This window comes from Olleya sp. UBA1516 (assembly GCF_002323495.1).
Taxonomy (GTDB): Bacteria; Bacteroidota; Bacteroidia; order Flavobacteriales; family Flavobacteriaceae; genus Olleya.
In genome coordinates, this window is the sequence record NZ_DCQO01000003.1 from 45708 (window position 1) to 61203 (window position 15496).

Here is a 15496-nt window from a genome sequence, read left to right on the forward strand (position 1 = left end):
CCAACATAACCTGCTTCTGTTAACACAGTAGCATCTACAATGGCTAAAGGTACGTTTAACATTTTTGCAATGGTTTTAGCCATTAATGTTTTACCTGTACCTGTTTGCCCAACCATTATAATGTTTGATTTTTGAATTTCAATATCATCATTAGTTGGCGGTTGTAATAAACGTTTGTAGTGGTTGTAAACTGCTACAGACATTACTTTTTTGGTGTATTCTTGACCAATAATATACTGATCTAAAAAGCTGTTTATTTTTTGCGGTTTCTTCAGCATTAATTCTGCTGAAAGATCTTTAGTGTCTTCTTCTTTAGATTCTTCAACAACAATACCATGTGCTTGCTCAATACATCTATCACAGATGTGTGCATCTAAACCAGCAATTAATAAATTGGTTTCTGGCTTTTTCCTACCACAAAACGAACATTCTAATTCTTCCTTTGCCATTTTTTTTGTTTAAAAGCCAAAGGTTAATTATAAGTTATAATTTGATTTAAAACTTATAATTAACATGACCCTTTAATTTAAATATTTAGTTACGAGCTAAAATCTCGTCAATCATTCCGTATTCCTTAGCTTTATCAGCTTTCATCCAGTAATCTCTATCACTGTCTTCATACACTTTATCATAATCTTGTCCAGAATGCTTACTAATAATCTTGTAAAGCTCTTCTTTTAGGATTAAAATTTCACGCGCAGTAATTTCTATATCACTAGCTTGACCTTGTGCACCACCTAAAGGTTGGTGGATCATTACGCGAGAGTGCGTTAAACCACTACGTTTACCTTTTTCTCCTGCACATAATAATACTGCTCCCATTGAGGCTGCCATACCTGTACAAATTGTAGCAACATCTGGTTTAATAAATTGCATGGTGTCGTAGATACCTAATCCTGCATAAACACTTCCTCCTGGAGAGTTAATGTATATTTGGATGTCTTTATTAGCATCTGTACTTTCTAAAAATAATAATTGCGCTTGAATTATATTAGCAACTTGATCATTGATACCTGTTCCTAAAAATATAATTCTATCCATCATTAAACGCGAAAACACATCAAATATAGCAATGTTCATTTGACGCTCTTCAATAATGTTTGGCGTTAAGTTAGTAGGATACATACTACTTATAATTTTGTTGTAATACGTACTACTTATACCTTGATCTTTTATAGCGAATTTTTCGAATTCTTTTCCGTAATCCATAGTCTGCTTAAATGTTATTTTAATTGAAAAAATTAGGCGCTGTTTAGTCTTGCTAAACAACGCCTAAAGATAATGATTATTTTGTTAAACCGTTCCTAATACATTCTTATCAAATTGATAAAAATATTTGGGAAGATTTATTATTTATCACCATACACTTCTTTAACAAAAGCATCATAAGACATTTCTTTAGTCTTGATGTTTGCTTTTTCTTTGTAAAGGTCCAGTAATTTTTGACTAACTACTTGCTCAGAAATACGTCTTACTTCATCTTGGTTTCCTAATACACGTGCTGCGATGTCATCTAATTCTTTTTCAGAAGGATTTAATTGTCCAAACTGTGCCATTTGCATTTTAATCATGTTTTTGGCATTTGTTTTAACGTCTTCAAAGTCTACTTTAAGGTCGTTGTCCGACATTAATTTACCTTCGATAAGTTGGTAACGTAAACTTTTTTCTGACTTTTCGTATTCTTCCTTAGCTGTTGCTTCATCCATTTCTTTTTCACCTGCAGATTGCATCCATTTTGTTAGGAATGCTGCTGGTAAATCAAATTTAGTGTTGTCAACTAAGTATTCTGTTACGTCGTTTAATAACTTTTGATCAGATTGTTGTACAAATTGCTTTTCTGCATCTTCTTTGATTTTAGCTTTAAGTTCTGATGCTGATTTAACTGCGTCTTTTCCAAAAAGTTTATCAAATAAATCTTGATCTAAATCTGCTAATTCACGACTGTTTATTTCTGTTATAGTAAAAGTAACTTCTATATCTAATCCGTGAGCATCATCGTGTTGGATTTTTAAAGCGTTCATTAATTCATGATCGTCTTCGTATAATCCTTTAGTTTTTAATGTAATTACATCACCAACTTTAGCACCAACAAATTTCTTTTCTGTTGCTTTTCCTTTAAACTTATCTAAAGTAATAGTAACTGTGTTATCTATTTCTTTTTCTTCGTTTTTAAAAGTACCAGTGATTTCGCTATCCTTTGTAACTTCCGTTTCAGGTGTGATTTTACCGTATTGTTTTTGGATACGTTCAACTTGCTCATCAATCATTTTGTCATCTGCAACGATGTTGTAATGTGTAATGGCTGTTTTGCTTTTTAAATCAACACTAAATTCTGGAGCTAGACCTAATTCAAATTCAAATGAAAAAGAATCAGATTCCCAGTTTATTTCTTCTTGTTGCTTAGGTAATGGTTGCCCTAATACATCTAATTTTTCTTCAGTTAAATATTTGTTTAATGCATCTTGAAGTAATTTGTTTACTTCATCAACTAATACTGCTTTACCGTATTGTTTTTTTACCATTCCCATTGGTACTTGACCTTTTCTAAATCCTGGGATGTTAGCTGTTTTTCTGTAGTCTACTAAGATTTTTTCAACCTTATCGTTATAATCTTCTTTAACGATTTCTACTTTTACTACAGCATTTAATGCATCAATGTTTTCTCTTGTAATATTCATTTATAAATGATATAAAGCCCTAAAAGGGCATTTAACACTAGTTTTTTTTAATTAAAAAGGTGTGCAAAAGTACTACTTTTTTATAGTATTGCAAAGTTTTTAACATGTTGTGTTACAGACTATTTTTAAGTTTTACTTAGTTTTAGTATCTGATTTAAAAAAGGATTGTAATAGGGATTGTAAAATTGATAGTAGAATACTAAATAATATGGCTGTCCAAATACTTGATACAGCAAAGCCATCAATAAATTTGTCTGCTAATAGTATTATTAAACCATTGATAACAAATAAAAATAATCCTAAGGTTAAGATGGTTATAGGAAAGGTTAGTATTACAAGTATAGGTTTGATTAATAGGTTTAAAACAGATAATACTATGGCTACAATTACTGCAGTTAGATAGCTGTCTACCACAACTCCGTTTAATATATGTGCTAGAACAAATACTGCTATAGCGTTAAGTAGTAATTTTATAATTAAATTCATAATTTATGTTTTAGTTATTAGACCTTAATTTACAAAATTTGTTACAGCATTATAAAAATCTTCTGGGTTTTCTGCATGTAGCCAATGTCCAGCATTACTGATGGTAATAATATTGGCTTCTGGAAAGTGGTTTTTAATAATTGCTTGGTCTTGATTGCCTATATATTCGCTTTTATCACCTCTTAAAAATAGTGTGTCTCCTTCAAATTTAGAGTGTGTAGGTAATGCTTCTCCAACTTCGGATACGTTTTCGGTTAAAACATCTAAGTTCATCCTTAGTGCTAATTTTCCTTTTTCAATCCAATATAGATTTTTTAATAAAAACTGTCTTGTACCAGAATCTGACACATAGTTTGCTAGTTGTTTGTCGGCTTGACCTCTGCTTTTTATAACATTTAAGTCTAGGCTATTCAAACCTTCTAGTATAGCATCATGATGTATTGGGTAAAAACGTGGTGATATGTCTGCTATTATAAGTTTGCTTACAAGTTCTGGATATTGTGTTGCAAAAAGCATAGCTGTTTTTCCGCCCATGGAATGTCCTAATAATATGGCATCTTTTATATTGTTAGCGTCAAAATAATGTTTTAAATCTTCAGCTAAAGCTTCATAATAAAAATTGTCGTCGTGAAAACTTCTACCATGATTACGTTGGTCCACAAGATGGACTTGAAAATGCTCAGCAAATTGATTACCTAAAGTTTTCCAATTATCACTCATGCCTAAAAAGCCATGTAGTATTACAAATGGTTTTCCTTCTCCAATAATATTTGAGTGTAAGAGCATACGGATTTATTTTAGTTTATTTTTATACATGTTAACCACGTTTTCTATTCCTAAATATAAACTTTCAGAAACTAAAGCATGACCTATGGATACCTCTAGTAATCCAGGCATATTTTGTTTAAAGTATTGTATGTTATCTAGGGATAAATCATGTCCTGCATTAACACCAAGTCCTAATTTATTGGCTAATTCGGCACACTTTGTATAAGGTAGTATGGCTTTTTTATTACCTAAACTATATTGATGTGCAAAAGCTTCGGTATATAATTCAATTCTATCTGTTCCTGTTGCTTTGGCACCTTCTATTTGTGCTAAATCAGGATCTACAAAAATGGATGTTCTGATGCCTTTTTTCTTAAATTCAGTAATAACTTCAACTAAAAAAGCTTTGTTTTTAATGGTGTCCCAACCTGCATTACTTGTTAATGTGTCAATACTATCAGGTACTAAGGTTACTTGTGTTGGTTGTAACTCTAAAACCATATCCATAAATTTTGGGATTGGATTACCTTCAATATTATACTCGGTATAAACTACAGGTTTTAAATCGTAAGCATCTTGGTATCTTATATGACGTTCGTCTGGTCTTGGATGTATAGTGACGCCTTCGGCACCAAAACGTTGTACATCTTTAGCAAACTGAACCACATTTGGTGTGTCGCCACCACGAGAATTTCTTAAAGTAGCAATCTTGTTGATATTTACGCTTAATTTTGTCATACTATTCTATAGTTTAAAACACAAAAATACAAAGTATAAGAGGCTTTTTGTGCTAATTTTTAATTAATTTGCAAAACTAAAGTTTTAATAAAATGAACCTTTCAGATTACATAATAAACGATATAAAGCCATTACTTAATTCGGGATTAGTTAGTGATTTACAATTGCTATTTAATCAGTTAACTTATTCTCATATTCCGATTAAAAATGACGAAGATGTGTATTTAGGATGCATATCAGAGAATGATGCACACTGCTTTCAAAAAGTTGAGGTTATTTCGGATTGTGCTTATGCTACCGAAGGTTTTTTTGTTAGAGAGGATACTAATTGGTTGGATGTTTTGGAAGCTTTTGCACAAAACTCTGCCAATATAATGCCTGTTTTAAATAACAGTAATAAATATTTAGGGTATTATGAGCTTAATGATATTATTGGATTATTTAATGAAACCCCTTTTTTCTCAGAAAATGGAGCGGTTTTAATCATAGAAAAAGGATTGCCAGATTATTCGTTTAGCGAAATTAGTCAGATTGTAGAAAGTAATGACGGTAAATTATATGGTGCCTTTATTTCTAAAATAGAAAATGATATTGCTCAAATAACTCTAAAAATTGGTAATGTAGGATTAAGTGAGATCATGCAAACTTTTAGACGTTACAGTTATAATATAGTATCTGGTCACGAGGAAGATAGTTACTTGGATGGTTTAAAAGAGCGCTCTGATTATCTTAATAAATACCTAAACATGTAATAATGAAAGTTGCCATATTTAGCCAATTTCAGAAAAAAAAGCCACTAGCATCTCTAGAGGTATTGTTAGATGTTTTAAATAATAACAATATTGAAGTTAATATTGAGGATGCCTTTTATAAAGGTGTATCGTCAAAATTAAATACCGTTTATCAAACTTTTACTGCACTAGACTCTAGCTATGACTTTTTAGTAAGCATTGGTGGAGATGGTACCATATTAAGAGCAATAACCTTAGTTAGAGACTTAAATATACCAATAGTTGGTGTTAATACTGGTCGATTAGGGTTTTTGGCTACCATACAATATGACCAGATTGAAGACGCTATACACGCTATTTTGAATAAAAAATATGCTATTTCGGAGCGTAGTTTGTTAACTATTGAAAGCTCTGAGGAGAACTCCGAAATTAATTCTTGCAATTTTGCTTTAAATGAAATTGCTGTAAGCAGAAAAAATACCACCTCTATGATTACGGTTGAAACCGAATTAAATGGAGAATATCTAACCTCATATTGGAGTGATGGTTTAATAATTTCTACACCAACAGGATCTACAGGCTACTCATTAAGTTGTGGTGGTCCAGTAATAACACCTGATGCTGCAAGTTTAGTGTTAACACCAATTGCACCTCATAATTTAAGTGCAAGACCATTAGTTATAGACGACACTACAGTTATAACTTTAAAAGTTAATGGACGCGAAAAAAAACATTTAGTATCCTTAGATTCTAGAATAGCAACATTGTCCAATAAAACAACTATCACAATCAAAAAAGCACCATTTACTATTAAAATGATAGTTTTAAATAACGAAACTTTTCCAGATACACTCCGTAAAAAGCTACTTTGGGGTGAGGATAATAGAAACTAAACAATAATTTGTTGTTAAATCTGTTTAAAAGTGTAACTATTTCAATCAAATTGTTATAGGCTAATCTTATTTATTATATTTGCAAACTTTGAAGATTTATGAAGCAGTTAACAGTAGTAGTTTTAACATTTTTATGCATACAATTAAGTAGTGCACAAATCAACGAGTTTGGGTTGTATTTGGGTGGTTCTAATTTTATTGGAGATGTTGGTGCTACAGACTATATTGCACCTAGCCAATTAGCAATTGGTGCTATTTATAAATGGAACAGAAGTCCCAGACACTCATATAGGATCTCTTTAACCTTTACAGAATTAGAGGGAATAGATAACGACTCTGACGATCCAAGTAGACAAATTAGAGGATTTGAATTTAATAATCAAATTATAGAATTATCTGCTGGTTTAGAATTTACTTTTTTTGATTTTGATTTACATCAAGGTAACTTTGTAGCAACACCATACTTATATACAGGGTTTAGTGTAGCACAACACGATAACTTTTATTACAATAATTTAGGAGAAACACAGTCTGAGGACACACAAAGCTATGCTTGGGGAATACCAATGGTAATTGGTTTTAAAGCAGCTGTGACACCAGAGTTTGTCTTAGCTTTTGAAGTTGGAGCACGTTACACCTTCTCAGACGAGTTAGATGGAAGCGTTCCAGACGCAGGAGAACTGTCAAGCAGAAGTTTTGGAAATTTAAATAATAATGATTGGTATACTTTTACAGGCGTAACGTTAACTTACACCTTTGGAAAAAACCCATGTTACTGCGGATTTTAAAGTGAATATACAAGACCAAATAAATAAAAAACAGTTACCAAAGCACATTGCCATAATTATGGATGGTAATGGTCGTTGGGCAAAACAAAAAGGTATGTTGCGTGCTTTTGGTCATGAAAATGGAACAAAATCTGTACGTCAAACAGTAGAGTCTTGTGCAGAATTAGGTATAAAACATTTAACATTGTACGCCTTCTCTACAGAGAATTGGAATCGTCCAAAGTTAGAAGTTGATACATTAATGAAGCTTTTAGTGTCTTCATTAAAAAAAGAAATTAAAACACTTTTAGATAATAATATTAAACTAAAAGCTATTGGTAATTTAAAATCTTTACCAAAAAAAGTATATAAGGAGTTGCACGAAGTTATGGATTTAACTAAGGACAATACACACATGGATTTAACTTTAGCATTAAGCTATGGCTCTAGAGAAGAGCTGCTAAATGCTGTTAAAGAAATAAGTACTAAAGTTAAAAATAATATAATTTCTACAGAAAATATTGACGAATCGGTATTTAATGCACATCTTTACACGCAGACGTTACCAGATGTAGATTTACTTATTAGAACAAGTGGAGAGCAACGCATTAGTAACTTTTTGTTATGGCAAATAGCTTATGCAGAATTGTACTTTACACCAGTACTTTGGCCAGACTTTACAAAGCAACACTTATGTGAAGCTATTATAGAATATCAAAAAAGAGAACGACGATTTGGGAAAACCAGTGAACAAATTAGCTAAACAATTACCATTGAAAACAATTTTAAATTACACCTTGTTAGCACTGACGCTTATTAGTGCTTTATCTGTTAAAGCACAAGATTTAAGCTACGAAGACGGTAAAAAATTAATTCTAGCCGAAATTACCGTAAAAGGGAACACTAGTTTTAGTGAACAAACCATTATAACCTATTCCGGATTAAGAAAAGGTAGTGAGGTAATGATTCCTGGAGAAGAAATTAGTGACGCTATCAAAAAACTATGGAAATCTAACCTATTTAATGATATCGAAGTTTACTTGCTTAAAGTAGAAGGCGATAGTGCTTTTGTCGAAATTAGATTAACAGACCTTCCAGAACTTAATGAAGTTAAAATTACTGGTGTTAAAAAAGGTAAACACGAAACTATTCTTAAAGAAAATAAGCTTCAAAAAGGTACTAAAGTCACTGAAAACTTAGTAACTACCACAAAAAATTATTTAGAGAATAAATATAAAAAAGACGGTTTTTTAAATGCCAATGTGCAAGTAAAAACTACCGAAATTAAAAACGACTCAATAGCCAAGTCTCTTGTAAACATGGTGGTTGCTATTGATAGAGGTCAAAAAGTTAAAGTAAAAAGTATTGATTTTGAAGGTAATAGTGTTTTAAGCGATAAGAAGCTTAGAAAAGCTATGAAAAACACCAAAAAAATTAATCCTATTAGAATTTTAAAACGTTCTAAATTTATTGAAGCAGACTATAAAGAAGACTTATCTAGCTTAATCGATAGATATAAAGAGGTTGGATACAGAGATGCTAGGATAATTTCTGACTCGTTAATTATTAATGATAATAAAACAGTATCATTAAATATTAAATTAGAAGAAGGAGAAAAGTACACTTTTGGAGAGGTAACATTTATTGGTAATACAGTATACTCTGATGAGGTTTTAAAAAGAAAGCTACGTATTGAAAAAGGAGATACATATAATGGTGTACAACTTCAAAAACGAATTGCAGATAACACAAAGCCTGATGGTGATGATTTAACGAACTTATACCAAAACAATGGGTATTTGTTTTCAACAATTAATCCAGTAGAGGTTAATGCAGATGGTAATGTAATTGATATGGAAATTAGAATATCAGAGGGTAAACCTGTATATTTTGATAAGGTATCTGTAGTTGGTAACAAAAAGACTAACGATCACGTTATTTATAGAGAGATTAGAACAAGACCAGGTGAATTATATAGTAAAGAAAACGTAGTACGTACTATTAGAGAGCTAAGTCAATTAGGATTTTTTGATGCAGAACAGTTAACGCCTAACTTTAAAAATCCAAACCCAGAAGAAGGATCGATTGATATGGAATATTCTCTAGTAGAATCAGGTTCTAGTCAAATCGAACTTCAAGGAGGTTACGGTGGAGGAGGTTTTATAGGGACTTTAGGATTATCTTTTAATAACTTTTCTATTAAAGACCTTTTCAAAAAAGATGCTTATAAACCAATCCCAATGGGAGACGGTCAAAAATTAGCATTAAGACTACAAGCTAGTAGATTTTTTCAAACCTATAGTTTTTCATTCTCTGAGCCTTGGTTAGGAGGTAAAAAACCTGTACAGTTTTCAACATCATTATCGCATACAAAGCAATTTTTATATGATGCAACTACTGGAAATGCAGATAAAGACAAACGTTTTAATATTACAGGTATAACTTTTGGATTAGCAAAACGTTTATCAACACCAGATGATTTTTTCACATTATCACAAGCTGTAAGTTTTCAACATTACAATTTAAAAAACTATAATACTGGATTATTTACGTTTGGAGACGGTTACTCTAATAACTTATCTTATACATTAGGACTAAGCAGAAATAATACATTTAATGATCCTATTTTCCCAATGGGAGGATCAAGTTTTACTGCAACAGCAAAACTATCTATACCTTACTCTATGTTTAGTAGTGTAGATTATACTGCTTTAAGTGTAGAAAGAGCAGAGAACCAAGCAATTGTTAATGATGGAAATGCAAACGTTATTCTTAGAAATGAAGCTGCAGCTAGAATTAGCGAAATTGACCAAGAACGTTTTAAATGGTTAGAGTTTTATAAAATTAAATTTAAAGGAGATTGGTATACTAGATTAGTTGATAAATTAGTACTTAGACCAAGTGTTGAATTTGGATTTTTAGGAGCTTATAATCAAGATAGAGGTGTAATTCCTTTTGAGCGTTTCTTTGTTGGAGGAGATGGACTAGGTAGTTATAGTTTAGATGGAAGGGAAGCAGTCGCATTACGTGGATATCCTAACCAAGCATTATCATCTCAAGATGGTGGTACAATTTATAACAAGTTCTCATTAGAATTAAGATACCCAATTACATTAAAGCAATCTGCTAAAATATATGCCTTAGGGTTTTTAGAAGCAGGTTCATCTTATGATAATTTTAAAGACTACAATCCGTTTACACTTAAAAGATCTGCAGGATTTGGAGTCCGAATCTTTATGCCAGCGTTTGGATTATTAGGTATAGACTTAGGTCATGGATTTGATCCTTTACCTGGTGGATCCGTTAAACATGGATGGGAAACACACTTTATAATTGGTCAACAATTTTAATTAATAGCTTATAATCCTAATTAAATCAGTAAATAACAATCATAGTTTTTTTGTTTTTTATATTTTTGGCACGATATTTTCTAATAACCTTACAAGGATTTGATAAAAGAATTAAAATTTTTAAAATTAAAATTCGTTATTTTGAAAATACTTACTCAAAAAAACTATTCACTTAACAATGAATCAAGTTATTTTGAGTTTATAATCAAGAAATAATAAAACAAATTCCAAAATGAAAATAAAAGTTCTTATTGTATTGGTAATGCTAGCTGCAGGTTTTTCTGCTAGTGCACAGCGTGGCGTTAGGATTGGTTACATTGATACAGAATATATTTTAGAAAACATTCCAGAATATACCGAAGCTACAAGTCAATTAGAAAGCAAAGTCCAAAAATGGAAAACAGAAATAGAAGGTAAGCTTAATGATGTTAAACAAAAGCGTGAAGCGCTTAATAACGAAAAAGCCTTACTAACTAAAGAGCTGATCGACGAGCGTGAAGAAGATCTATTATTTGAAGAAAAAGAGATTTTAGATTATCAACAAAAACGTTTTGGTCCAAATGGAGATTTAATTATCCAGAAAAGACAATTAATGCAGCCTGTTCAAGATCAAATTTTTCAAGCAGTGCAAGATATTGCTAAAGCTAAAAAGTATGATTTTGTTTTTGATAAATCAGCAGACGTAGTCATGTTATATTCTGCTGAGCGATTTGATATGAGTGAGCAAATTATCAGAACTATTTCTAGAGTATCAAAGCGTACACAAGCAAAAAATAAGGCAGAAAGAAAAGAAGCTAAAGACGAAGATGTTATAGTAGAAATAAATGATGCCCAAGAAGAACGTCAAAAAATATTAGATGATAAAAAAGCAGCAAGAGAAGCTGCGACAGAAGCAAGAAAAAAAGAAATATTAGAGGCTAGAGAAGCTAAAAAGCAAGCAGCAGCAGACAGAAGAGCTAAAATATTAGAAGATCGTGCAAAAGCAAGACAGGATAAGCTTAATGAAAGAAATGGTAATACCGAAAGTGATACCAATGACGCTCCTGAAAATGTAAATGAAGACGAAAGCGCTAAGCAAGATCAAACTCCTAAAACAAGAGAAGAGATTTTAGAAGAAAGAAGACAACAAAAACTAGCAGATAGAGCAGCAAGAAAATTAGAGCTAGAAGCTAAAAAGAAGAAAATCTTAGAAGACCGTAATAAAGCTAAAGACGAAAACCAGAGCGAAGACAACGAGGATAACTAAGACAACTATTAATAATTATAACACACAAATACTTTTTAAAAAATGAAACAAATTAAAACACTTTTATTTGCAGCAGCATTATTTATTGGTGCAACAAGTTTTACAAATGCTCAAACCAAAGTAGCTCATATTGATACAGGAGTCCTTGTAGAGTCTATGCCAGAAATGACTTCAGCTAAAGCTGAAATGGAAAAAATGGGTAAAACATATCAAGCAGACATCCAAGAAATGGTACAAGAATACCAAACTAAAGCTAAGCAATATGAAGCTGAAGCACCTACAAAAACTAACGAAGTAAACCAACAACGTGGTGAAGAGTTAGCACAAATGCAACAAAGTATCCGTCAGTTTCAAGCAGACTCTCAACAACAAATAGAAAAAAAGGAATTAGATTTATTAAAGCCAATTACAGAAAAAGCTAAAGCAGCTATTTTAAAAGTTGGTAAAGCACAAGGTTTTAATTACGTATTAGATTCTTCTCAAGGATCTGGAGTAATTATGGCTGCAGGTAAAGACCTTTTAAAAGACGTTCAAAAAGAATTAGGATTTTAATTAAAATCCCTTTCAAATTAAAAAAAGCTGTCTAACTTTAGACAGCTTTTTTTATTTATAATTATGAGTAAACAACCTATTGGTATTTTTGATTCTGGAGTAGGTGGAACATCCATCTGGAAAGCTATTCATGGATTACTTCCTAATGAGAATACAATTTATCTTGCAGATAGTAAAAATGCGCCTTATGGTCCAAAAGGAAAAGAGGCTATTATAGCGCTTTCTGAGAAAAATACAGAGTATCTGCTTAATCAAAACAGTAAGCTAATTGTAGTGGCTTGTAATACAGCAACGACTAATGCTATTAAACACCTTAGACAAAAATATAAGACACCAATTATTGGTATAGAACCTGCTATAAAACCAGCAGCTTTAAATACAAAAACTAAATCCATAGGTATTTTGGCAACTAGAGGAACTTTAAGTAGTGAGTTGTTTCATAACACCTCTTTGTTGTATAGTGATGGTATTACAATTATTGAGCAAGAAGGCGAAGGTATTGTACAATTAATAGAAAGCGGTAATATCGTATCTAGTCAAATGACAGATTTGCTTAAAACGTATCTTAAACCTATGATACAAGCAAATATTGATTATCTAGTTTTAGGGTGTACACATTATCCTTATTTAGTCCCTCAACTTTTAAAATTACTACCTAGTCACGTAAAAATTATAGATTCTGGTGCAGCAGTTGCTAGACAAACTAAAACGGTTCTAGAACAACACGGTTTATTAAATAACTTATCTAGTAAACCTTCTTTAAAGTTTTATTCTAACGGAAATCCTATTATTATGAAAGATTTGTTAGATGGTGATTTTGAAGTTGAATTTTTAAGCTTTTGACCCAAAAAAGTCCCAAGTGAGGTTTTAACCACAGCAACATTTTGAAAAAAATGGCTTTTTAGATGAAATGCATCGTTTTTTGAAAAATAAATTAGTTTAGAAGTTTTTTTTTTTTTTGATTTGAGTAACCTATTATAAATCAATATGAAAAAATCAAAAAACCATTTGTCAATTTTACTTTTTTTAAGTCTCTTTTGTGTCTTTACTAATTGCGAAAAGGAAGAGGTCTTTATACAAAACACTGAAAATAATAAAACAAATCTGGAAATAAAAATGTTTACATTAAGTGAAACAGAAATTAAAAATGACAAACGCTTAATTAATAAAATAGATAAATTTCAAACAGACATTAAAACTAAAAATAATAGTTCATCCAGCAGTCGGTATATTTATACTGCAGAAAATCAATTCACTGTAAATACGGACTATGCAATACATATAGATAATGGCGCTAATAGTACTTACACTTTTCCTATGTATAGACAACAAGATTATGGTTTATTAGAAAACCTACTTTTAGTTGAGCAAGAGGATGATAGTTTTAAAGTATACATTGTTCAGTACGAATTTACGGAGGAAGAAATAGCAGCAATAAATTTTAGAGAGTCTGTAGATTTTGAAAATAAGGTAACTTTTATCGAAATTAATGATGATGGTTTAACAGACGACATTTTTGGTAAGTATTTCTATAATGGAAACTGTTACGAAGACAACATGGTGTATCAGCCAGGTAGTAATTGTACAGCTGGAGGACTTCATTCTGTTTCAGATGGTGCTTATAATGAATACACAAATCCAGACGGTTGTAAGGCTTGGAATACATCAAGCATGGCAACAAGTGGTGGCTATGTATTTATGCCTACGTTGGTATCGTGTGATGGTCAAGGAGGTAACACTACAGGTTCTGGACCTGACGTGAATACAAATAATCATGGTGGTTTAACAGGTAGCGCTTCAACAACGCCTATAACTTGTAGGGTTGATTGTTTACCCGATAGTGATGCACTTGAATCATGCGATTTAACAGTTCCTGTTTCATTTGCTAGCTTGTCATTAATTGACCAAGAGATTTGTTGGTTAAATAAATCTGGACAATCAACTATTAAAGCAAATTTAGAAACGTATTTAAACAATAGTGGAGATTTAGATTTTGGACAATTAGCATTTGATACTTTATATAATGGTGGTGAGGTTGATTTTGAAGAAGAATTAATTCTAGACAGTGATTTAAAAGCTAACAATTGTCTTTATTCAGTTTATACTGGAATGGGTAATGCTCCAACATTTGCAAATTATTTAAATAATTTTGATGGAGATATGTCTGTTGCTCATTTAAAATTAACTTCAAGTACTACTCTGCCTAGTAATACAAATGCAGAAACAAGTGCTCCCCAAAACTATTTAATCACAATTACGTTTAATGAAAATAATTTAAATAGACCAAATTTATCTATTGCAAGAACTTTCATTCATGAAATAATTCATGCAGAAATCTTTAGAAAATTATTAAGTGCAGCTAATCAACCAAACCTTAATTACTCGGAGTATACAGATGAAGAATGGAGAGATTTTATTATCAGCCTAAGAAATAATTTTGAAGGTATTTATGACTATTATTTAAGGTGGAAATGGGATGTCCCAGCAGGTCAAAATCCTTCAAGCGCTCAACATGAAGCTATGGCTCAACATTACAGAGATATTATTAAACAAGCTTTACAGGAGTTTGATAGTTCTCAAACAGATGAAATATATGAAGCTTTAGCATGGACAGGTTTAATGGGAAGTGGAACTTTTAATCCGACAACTGGATTATACTCTAACTCAACTGTTGCTTGGGCTAACAAAAGCCAAGAATATAGATTAAGTATCCTAAGCACCCTAGACACATTTTATTATTTTAATTCAAATTGCTCAGATTAATGAAAAGCTTTAATACATTAACACGTACATCAATTATTATTATGTTTCTTTTTTTAAGTTGTAAAAAGGAGAATAAGGAAGATGATTTTTTAAGTAAAGAATTAAATGAACTTCTAAATTCAAATAAGAAGCTAAACGCAGAGTTAGATTCTCTTAAAAAATTATATATAAATCCATTTAAGCAATACGAAAACATCGTTCTTGATGAAAGAAAAAATAATCCTGATTCCATAATTAATGAATATGAAAAATTAATTAAAAATCATCCTAATTCATTTTGGAAACATGAATCAGAACGAAGAATTAAAAATATTGAAAAAAGAAAAAAATATTGGACTAAAAAGAATGGTTGGAAATTAAATGACATTCCAAAAAAGCCTCTAAATGATGAACAAAGTATAAGTTGTCCTGGATGTTAAAATATCTAATCTGTCGAGACCTAACCATAATAGGAATAATCAAGGTCGTTTTACTTGTTTACGCGGATTTATATCCGCGACTACAAATAATTATAACAATTAGCT

The 15496-nt window shown here is 31.2% G+C and carries 16 protein-coding genes; 10 read left to right on the plus strand and 6 right to left on the minus strand.

The genetic code is table 11. The features are described from left to right. The 6 genes from B2989_RS00670 to B2989_RS00695 form a co-directional block, all read right to left on the minus strand. A partial coding sequence (locus B2989_RS00670; protein ID WP_292942601.1) for a ClpX C4-type zinc finger protein occupies window positions 1-449 on the minus strand: 449 nt, incomplete at its 3' end. Between the two features lie 85 nt (window positions 450-534). Continuing rightward, window positions 535-1209: an ATP-dependent Clp endopeptidase proteolytic subunit ClpP gene (gene clpP / locus B2989_RS00675; protein ID WP_145003521.1), complete on the minus strand. Its 675-nt coding sequence runs from the start codon at window positions 1207-1209 to the stop codon at window positions 535-537. Window positions 1210-1349: 140 nt separating this feature from the next. Beyond that, the gene (gene tig / locus B2989_RS00680) at window positions 1350-2678 is read right to left on the minus strand and encodes a trigger factor (RefSeq protein ID WP_292942606.1); all 1329 of its coding nucleotides are present in this window, start codon (window positions 2676-2678) and stop codon (window positions 1350-1352) included. A 132-nt stretch (window positions 2679-2810) separates the two neighbouring features. Beyond that, entirely contained in the window at window positions 2811-3164 is a 354-nt protein-coding gene (locus tag B2989_RS00685; RefSeq protein ID WP_292942609.1) for a phage holin family protein, read from the minus strand. Between the two features lie 24 nt (window positions 3165-3188). Beyond that, window positions 3189-3950, minus strand: a complete 762-nt coding sequence (locus tag B2989_RS00690; RefSeq protein ID WP_292942612.1) for an alpha/beta fold hydrolase — start codon at window positions 3948-3950, stop codon at window positions 3189-3191. 6 nt (window positions 3951-3956) lie between these two features. Continuing rightward, complete coding sequence (locus tag B2989_RS00695; RefSeq protein WP_292942615.1) at window positions 3957-4670, minus strand: pyridoxine 5'-phosphate synthase; 714 nt, start codon at window positions 4668-4670, stop codon at window positions 3957-3959. Between the two features lie 92 nt (window positions 4671-4762). Here B2989_RS00695 and B2989_RS00700 point away from each other — a divergent pair, with 92 nt between their 5' ends. The 10 genes from B2989_RS00700 to B2989_RS00745 all read left to right on the plus strand — a co-directional run bounded on the left by B2989_RS00700 (window position 4763) and on the right by B2989_RS00745 (window position 15391). Beyond that, window positions 4763-5422, plus strand: coding sequence for a CBS domain-containing protein (locus B2989_RS00700; RefSeq protein WP_292942619.1), 660 nt, complete (start codon window positions 4763-4765; stop codon window positions 5420-5422). A gap of 2 nt (window positions 5423-5424) precedes the next feature. After that, window positions 5425-6294, plus strand: a complete 870-nt coding sequence (locus tag B2989_RS00705; protein WP_292942622.1) for an NAD kinase — start codon at window positions 5425-5427, stop codon at window positions 6292-6294. Window positions 6295-6392: 98 nt separating this feature from the next. Then, on the plus strand, window positions 6393-7082 hold the full coding sequence (locus B2989_RS00710) for a DUF6089 family protein (protein WP_292942625.1): 690 nt from the start codon (window positions 6393-6395) through the stop codon (window positions 7080-7082). A gap of 58 nt (window positions 7083-7140) precedes the next feature. After that, window positions 7141-7824 carry an isoprenyl transferase gene (locus B2989_RS00715; RefSeq protein ID WP_414692205.1) on the plus strand — a complete coding sequence of 228 codons (684 nt, stop codon included), beginning with the start codon at window positions 7141-7143 and terminating at the stop codon, window positions 7822-7824. A 10-nt stretch (window positions 7825-7834) separates the two neighbouring features. After that, entirely contained in the window at window positions 7835-10411 is a 2577-nt protein-coding gene (locus tag B2989_RS00720; RefSeq protein WP_261375356.1) for a BamA/OMP85 family outer membrane protein, read from the plus strand. A 232-nt stretch (window positions 10412-10643) separates the two neighbouring features. Next, complete coding sequence (locus B2989_RS00725) at window positions 10644-11657, plus strand: OmpH family outer membrane protein (protein ID WP_292942636.1); 1014 nt, start codon at window positions 10644-10646, stop codon at window positions 11655-11657. 42 nt (window positions 11658-11699) lie between these two features. Next, complete coding sequence (locus B2989_RS00730; protein ID WP_292942639.1) at window positions 11700-12209, plus strand: OmpH family outer membrane protein; 510 nt, start codon at window positions 11700-11702, stop codon at window positions 12207-12209. A gap of 63 nt (window positions 12210-12272) precedes the next feature. Then, a complete protein-coding gene (gene murI / locus B2989_RS00735; protein WP_292942642.1) occupies window positions 12273-13052 on the plus strand; it encodes a glutamate racemase in 780 nt (259 codons plus the stop codon). 273 nt (window positions 13053-13325) lie between these two features. Next, entirely contained in the window at window positions 13326-14972 is a 1647-nt protein-coding gene (locus B2989_RS00740) for a hypothetical protein (RefSeq protein ID WP_292942645.1), read from the plus strand. Continuing rightward, entirely contained in the window at window positions 14972-15391 is a 420-nt protein-coding gene (locus B2989_RS00745; RefSeq protein WP_292942648.1) for a hypothetical protein, read from the plus strand. The genes B2989_RS00740 and B2989_RS00745 overlap by 1 nt, the downstream gene beginning before the upstream one ends. Window positions 15392-15496: the final 105 nt, after the last annotated feature.

Coding starts and splice junctions, on each gene's coding strand:
- clpP (WP_145003521.1), bottom strand. CDS start 1,209: ATGGATTACGGAAAAGAATTCGAAAAATTCGCTATAAAAGATCAAGGT.
- tig (WP_292942606.1), bottom strand. CDS start 2,678: ATGAATATTACAAGAGAAAACATTGATGCATTAAATGCTGTAGTAAAA.
- B2989_RS00685 (WP_292942609.1), bottom strand. CDS start 3,164: ATGAATTTAATTATAAAATTACTACTTAACGCTATAGCAGTATTTGTT.
- B2989_RS00690 (WP_292942612.1), bottom strand. CDS start 3,950: ATGCTCTTACACTCAAATATTATTGGAGAAGGAAAACCATTTGTAATA.
- B2989_RS00695 (WP_292942615.1), bottom strand. CDS start 4,670: ATGACAAAATTAAGCGTAAATATCAACAAGATTGCTACTTTAAGAAAT.
- B2989_RS00700 (WP_292942619.1), top strand. CDS start 4,763: ATGAACCTTTCAGATTACATAATAAACGATATAAAGCCATTACTTAAT.
- B2989_RS00705 (WP_292942622.1), top strand. CDS start 5,425: ATGAAAGTTGCCATATTTAGCCAATTTCAGAAAAAAAAGCCACTAGCA.
- B2989_RS00710 (WP_292942625.1), top strand. CDS start 6,393: ATGAAGCAGTTAACAGTAGTAGTTTTAACATTTTTATGCATACAATTA.
- B2989_RS00715 (WP_414692205.1), top strand. CDS start 7,141: ATGGATGGTAATGGTCGTTGGGCAAAACAAAAAGGTATGTTGCGTGCT.
- B2989_RS00725 (WP_292942636.1), top strand. CDS start 10,644: ATGAAAATAAAAGTTCTTATTGTATTGGTAATGCTAGCTGCAGGTTTT.
- B2989_RS00730 (WP_292942639.1), top strand. CDS start 11,700: ATGAAACAAATTAAAACACTTTTATTTGCAGCAGCATTATTTATTGGT.
- murI (WP_292942642.1), top strand. CDS start 12,273: ATGAGTAAACAACCTATTGGTATTTTTGATTCTGGAGTAGGTGGAACA.
- B2989_RS00740 (WP_292942645.1), top strand. CDS start 13,326: ATGTTTACATTAAGTGAAACAGAAATTAAAAATGACAAACGCTTAATT.
- B2989_RS00745 (WP_292942648.1), top strand. CDS start 14,972: ATGAAAAGCTTTAATACATTAACACGTACATCAATTATTATTATGTTT.